Genomic DNA, 4,339 nt, shown 5'->3' on the forward strand with positions numbered 1-4,339 from the left:
GGCCGGGGGTGGGGTGAGCCCGGCGACGGAGAGGGTCAGGGCACCGGTGACCGCGAGGATGACGCGACCGAGGCCCTGCCGAGACAGCACAGACATTGATACATGTCATCTCGAATGGGGTGGCCCGTCAACCGGAACGGCGCATCGACGGCACCCGCCGGCCTCTCGTCGCCGGCTGCAAACTTCCCTATCAGCCTCCGCGCCGGCTAGTATAGGTAACGATGACGGAAGAAATGTACTCCGTCGAGCAGGTGGCGGACCTGCTCGACCTACACGTCCGCACGGTGCGCGGCTACATCCGTAGCGGCCGGCTCCGGGCGACCCGGATCGGCAAGCAGTACCGGATCACCCGCAGCGACCTCGCCGCGCTGACCGGGCAGCAGCCGACTGCCCGCCCCGCCGCCGTCGGCCCGGTGGAGGTGTCGAGCATCGTGCAGATCGACGGCGTCGACCGGGCCGCCGCCGACCGGCTGGCCACCCTGCTCCTGGCCGGGGCGCAGACCACCGACCAGCCCACCGAACCGCTGCGTGTCCAGACCATCCACGACGGGGAACGCCACCGCATGAAGATCGTGATCCTGGGCGGCACCGCCGCCACCGCCGACCTGCTCCGCCTGGTCGAGGCGGTCCTCGACGGCGACAACGGCCTGCTCACCCCGGGAGGAGACGGTGCCTGACGTGCTGGAGCACCGGGCCGGGGTACCGGTACTCGTCTGCGACCCGGCAGGCCCCCCGGTGGCCACCACCCAGGACGCGCTGGACCTGATCGGTGCGGCCTTCCTCGGCGCCGAGGTGGTGGCCGTACCCGCCGACCGCCTGGACGAACGGTTCTTCTCCCTGGGCACCCGGTTCGCCGGGGAGATCATGCAGAAGTTCGTCAACTACCGGCTCCGCCTCGCCGTCGTCGGTGACATCTCCCGACACCTCGCGGCCAGCGCCGCCCTGCGCGCCCTCGTCCACGAATCCAACCGGGCCGACCACATCTGGTTCGTCCCCGACCTCGACGCCCTCGACGACCGGCTACGGGCCACCGACTGACCCGACGTCACCCCCGCCGGGTCGGGCCGGCCCAACCGGTACGGGCACCCGACCCGACGGGGATGCCCGTACCGGCCACCGGGTTCAGCCCTGCGCGCAGCTCAGCCCCGGATTCCACACCGCGAACATGCCGGCCGGGTTGTGCCGCCACACCCACACGTGCAGGTCGTAGTGCACCGGCATGCCCGGCTCGTGCCCCGGCATCGGCCCGTCGAACGGGACGCCGAACAGCTCCGGCCGGTCGTCGTCGGTGGTGAGGTCCTGGTCGGCGTCGACGGCGAGGTACTCCACCCCGGCGAGCCGCAGACCGTCCGGCCCCGGCGCGTAGAGCAGGATCTCCGGTCGGGTCACGTCGAAGATCCCGTCCTGCTGGTGGGCCTCGTTGACGAAGTGGTAGCCCATCCCCCCGACACCGGGCAGCTCCGCGCAGACCGGCGCCGGCGCGTACCCGTCGGCGAGCGCGGCGGCGACGTCGTGGTAACGGGCGGTCGCGGCCCGGACCGCCGCCAGCTCCTTCAGCGTGCTCGACGAGACGGGCCGGCCGGCGTGCCCGCCGGCGGAATGGTCGGCGTCACCATGAGCGGAGGCCGAAGGGGCGCCGGTCACGACGGCGGTGACTCCCAGGCAGACCGCGAGCAGGACGGACGTGGTGCGGTTCATGATCACTCCAGTGGGAACTGTCGGAGGTACGGGAAGAGGCGGTGACCGGCGCGAACACACCGGTCGGGTCGTACTCGGCGCGGATCCGGGCCAGCCGGTCACGGTCGGCCGGGGACCAGCCGCCGAAGTCCCGCCCGACCGGCACGGCCGCGCCGTGGAAGTTGGCCAGCGCGGTCGACGCGGCGAACGGCTCCACCGCGTCGAGGACGCTGCGCACCACGGCCGGGACGACCTGCTCCAGACCGGGCATGAGGGGCCCGACCGCCAGCAGCGAGAAGGCTCCCTCGCGTCCACTGACCGCGTTGGGCACCACGGCGGGCTGCGCCAGCGCCCCGCCGAGCAGCCGCAGTTCCACCATCATCAGCGGCACGTCGAACTCGGGACCGGCCACGGCCAGCAGGGCGTCGACGGCCTCGGCCGGCAGGTCCCGCAGGACGACACCGGCCTCGTGGGTCGGCATCGGGTCGGTCGGGTCGGCGTGGATGGCGGCCATCGCCGGGTACGGCATCTCCCCGACCGTGTCGACGAGTGCCGGCGCCACCGCCCGCATCGGCGCGAGCAACCGCTCCCCCTCCACGGCGTCGCCGAGATGGGCCACCCGCAGGTGGACCACGAACTGTCCACGCAGCGGCTCGGGCAGGTGCGGCAGCGGCGGCAGCCGCAGCAGGGCGACCGACGTGGTGGTCCGCCCGGTCAGCGTGCCCACCCAGGACCGGAACGCGTGCAGCACGTCGGCGGCGGCCGACGCCGGGAAGAAGATCCCGCCGCCGTAGAGCCGGGTCACCGGTACCAGGTCCAGCTCGATCGCGGTGACGATCCCGAACCGGCCCTTCCCCGCCCCCCGCAACGCCCAGAACAGCTCCGGGTCGTGCGCCGCGTCGACCGTCCGGAGCTGCCCGTCCGCGGTCACGATCTCGATCCGGCGGACGTGGTCGGCGGCGAAGCCGTACTGCCGGGCCAGCACGCCGAGCCCGCCGCCGAGGGTGTACCCCACCGCACCCACCAGCGGGGACGAACCGTTGAGCGGGGCCAGGCCGTGCGGGGCCGCCGCGTCGATGACGGCCTGCCAGGTCACCCCGGCGTCGACACGTACCGTCCGGTGCTGCGGATCCACCCGGACCCCGGTCATCCGACGGGTGGTGACCAGGACCCCGCCGTCGACCGGGGCGAGCGGGCCATGACCGGTGCTGTGCACCGCCACGGGCAGACCGTGCCGCACCGCCCAGCGGACGGTGGCCGCGACGTCGGCGGCGTCGGCGGCACCGACGACGATCTCCGGGCGGTGGACGACGGCGGTGTTCCAGGCGGCGGTCTCCTGGGCGAAGCCGTCGCCACCGGGCAGGTACACGGGTCCGCGGACCCGCTCGGCCAGGGCGGCGGCGTCGACGAACGTACGCACGGGCGTGCTCCTCGCGGTCAGGGCATCCGGTCGAGGTGACCGGGCGCCGGATGACCTGACGGTGCCAGGTGGCACTTGCGGGGAACTTGACCTCGGCTAGTGGGCCGGCAGGAGATCCCTTCCGATGGCCGCTAGGACGCCTGTCGGACGGGCATGTCGGCCAGCCAGGCGTCGGCCAGGTCGCCGAGCGGGACGTCGAGGGCCTGGCTCAGGCAGACCACCGTGCCGAACGCCGGCGCGGGCAGGCGGCCCGCCTCGATCTTGCGCAGCGTCTCCGGGGAGATGCCGGCTGCCAGGGCCACCTCGACGAGGCTGCGGCCGGCCCGCGCGGCCCGGAGGGCGACCCCGAGGCGCTGGCCCGCGGCGATCTGTTCGGCGGTCAGTGGTTGGCGAACCATGCGAGCAGGATATCCCCCGGGAGGATCCCCGACCGGGCGTGGTATAAAAATCCCGGTATAAAAATACCGAACGGGAGAGGGAGGCCGTCGTGATCGAGCTCAAGTCCGCCGAGGAGATCGACCGGATGGCGGTGACCGGCCAGTTCGTCGGTGAACTGCTCGCCGAGCTGAGCACCGTCGCCGCCGTCGGGGTCAACCTGATGGACCTCGAACACCACGCCCGCCGCCGGATCACCGAGCGCGGCGCCGAATCCTGCTACTGGGACTACGCCCCGTCGTTCGGCCGTGGCCCGTTCCGCAACGTGCTGTGCCTGTCGGTCAACGACGCGGTGCTGCACGGCCTGCCGCACGACTACGTCCTGCGCGACGGCGACCTGCTCAGCATCGACATGGCGGTCGGCATCGACGGCTGGGTCGCCGACTCCGCGCTCTCCGTCGTCGTCGGCACCCCCGACCCGGCCGACCTGAAACTGATCGAGGCCACCGAGGTCGCCCTGGCCGCCGGCATCGCCGCCGCCCAGCCCGGCGGCCGGCTCGGCGACGTCTCCGCCGCGATCGGCGAGGTCGCCCACTCCTACGGCTACCGCGTCAACGCCGAGTTCGGCGGCCACGGCATCGGCCGCACCATGCACGAGGCACCGCACGTACCCAACAACGGCCGCGCCCACCGTGGCATGAAACTGACCCCCGGCCTCACCATCGCCATCGAACCCTGGCTCTGCCGCTCCACCGACCGGATCATCTTCGACAGCGACGGCTGGACGATCCGCTCCGCCGACGGCTCCCGCACCGCCCACTCCGAACACACCGTCGCCGTCACCGCCGCCGGCCCCCGGATCCTGAC

General features: G+C 72.9%; 6 protein-coding genes. 3 read left to right on the forward strand and 3 right to left on the reverse strand.

Features of this window, described 5'->3' with window-relative positions:
• Window positions 1–221 precede the first annotated feature (221 nt).
• Window positions 222–677, forward strand: a complete 456-nt coding sequence (locus GSF22_RS31295) for a helix-turn-helix domain-containing protein (RefSeq protein WP_244454472.1) — start codon at window positions 222–224, stop codon at window positions 675–677.
• Window positions 670–1,038, forward strand: coding sequence for a DUF4180 domain-containing protein (locus tag GSF22_RS31300; protein WP_208817518.1), 369 nt, complete (start codon window positions 670–672; stop codon window positions 1,036–1,038). Before GSF22_RS31295 ends, GSF22_RS31300 begins: the two co-directional genes overlap by 8 nt.
• Before the next feature lie 84 nt (window positions 1,039–1,122).
• On the opposite strand, the gene GSF22_RS31305 is transcribed toward GSF22_RS31300, so the two are convergent.
• The 3 genes from GSF22_RS31305 to GSF22_RS31315 form a co-directional block, all read right to left on the reverse strand.
• Entirely contained in the window at window positions 1,123–1,644 is a 522-nt protein-coding gene (locus GSF22_RS31305) for a hypothetical protein (RefSeq protein ID WP_208817519.1), read from the reverse strand.
• Window positions 1,610–3,097 carry an FAD-binding oxidoreductase gene (locus GSF22_RS31310; protein WP_208817520.1) on the reverse strand — a complete coding sequence of 496 codons (1,488 nt, stop codon included), beginning with the start codon at window positions 3,095–3,097 and terminating at the stop codon, window positions 1,610–1,612. Before GSF22_RS31310 ends, GSF22_RS31305 begins: the two co-directional genes overlap by 35 nt.
• A gap of 131 nt (window positions 3,098–3,228) precedes the next feature.
• Window positions 3,229–3,495 carry a helix-turn-helix domain-containing protein gene (locus GSF22_RS31315; protein WP_208817521.1) on the reverse strand — a complete coding sequence of 89 codons (267 nt, stop codon included), beginning with the start codon at window positions 3,493–3,495 and terminating at the stop codon, window positions 3,229–3,231.
• 89 nt (window positions 3,496–3,584) lie between these two features.
• Here GSF22_RS31315 and map point away from each other — a divergent pair.
• Window positions 3,585–4,339 (forward strand): type I methionyl aminopeptidase (gene map, locus GSF22_RS31320; RefSeq protein ID WP_208817522.1); only part of this gene is annotated, 755 nt, incomplete at its 3' end.

The organism is Micromonospora echinofusca, from assembly GCF_017614955.1.
Classification (GTDB): domain Bacteria; phylum Actinomycetota; class Actinomycetes; order Mycobacteriales; family Micromonosporaceae; genus Micromonospora; species Micromonospora echinofusca_A.

What these genes read in the sequence shown, in the direction of transcription:
- GSF22_RS31295 (WP_244454472.1), top strand. Translation starts at nt 222, where the DNA reads ATGACGGAAGAAATGTACTCCGTCGAGCAGGTGGCGGACCTGCTCGAC.
- GSF22_RS31315 (WP_208817521.1), bottom strand. Translation starts at nt 3,495, where the DNA reads ATGGTTCGCCAACCACTGACCGCCGAACAGATCGCCGCGGGCCAGCGC.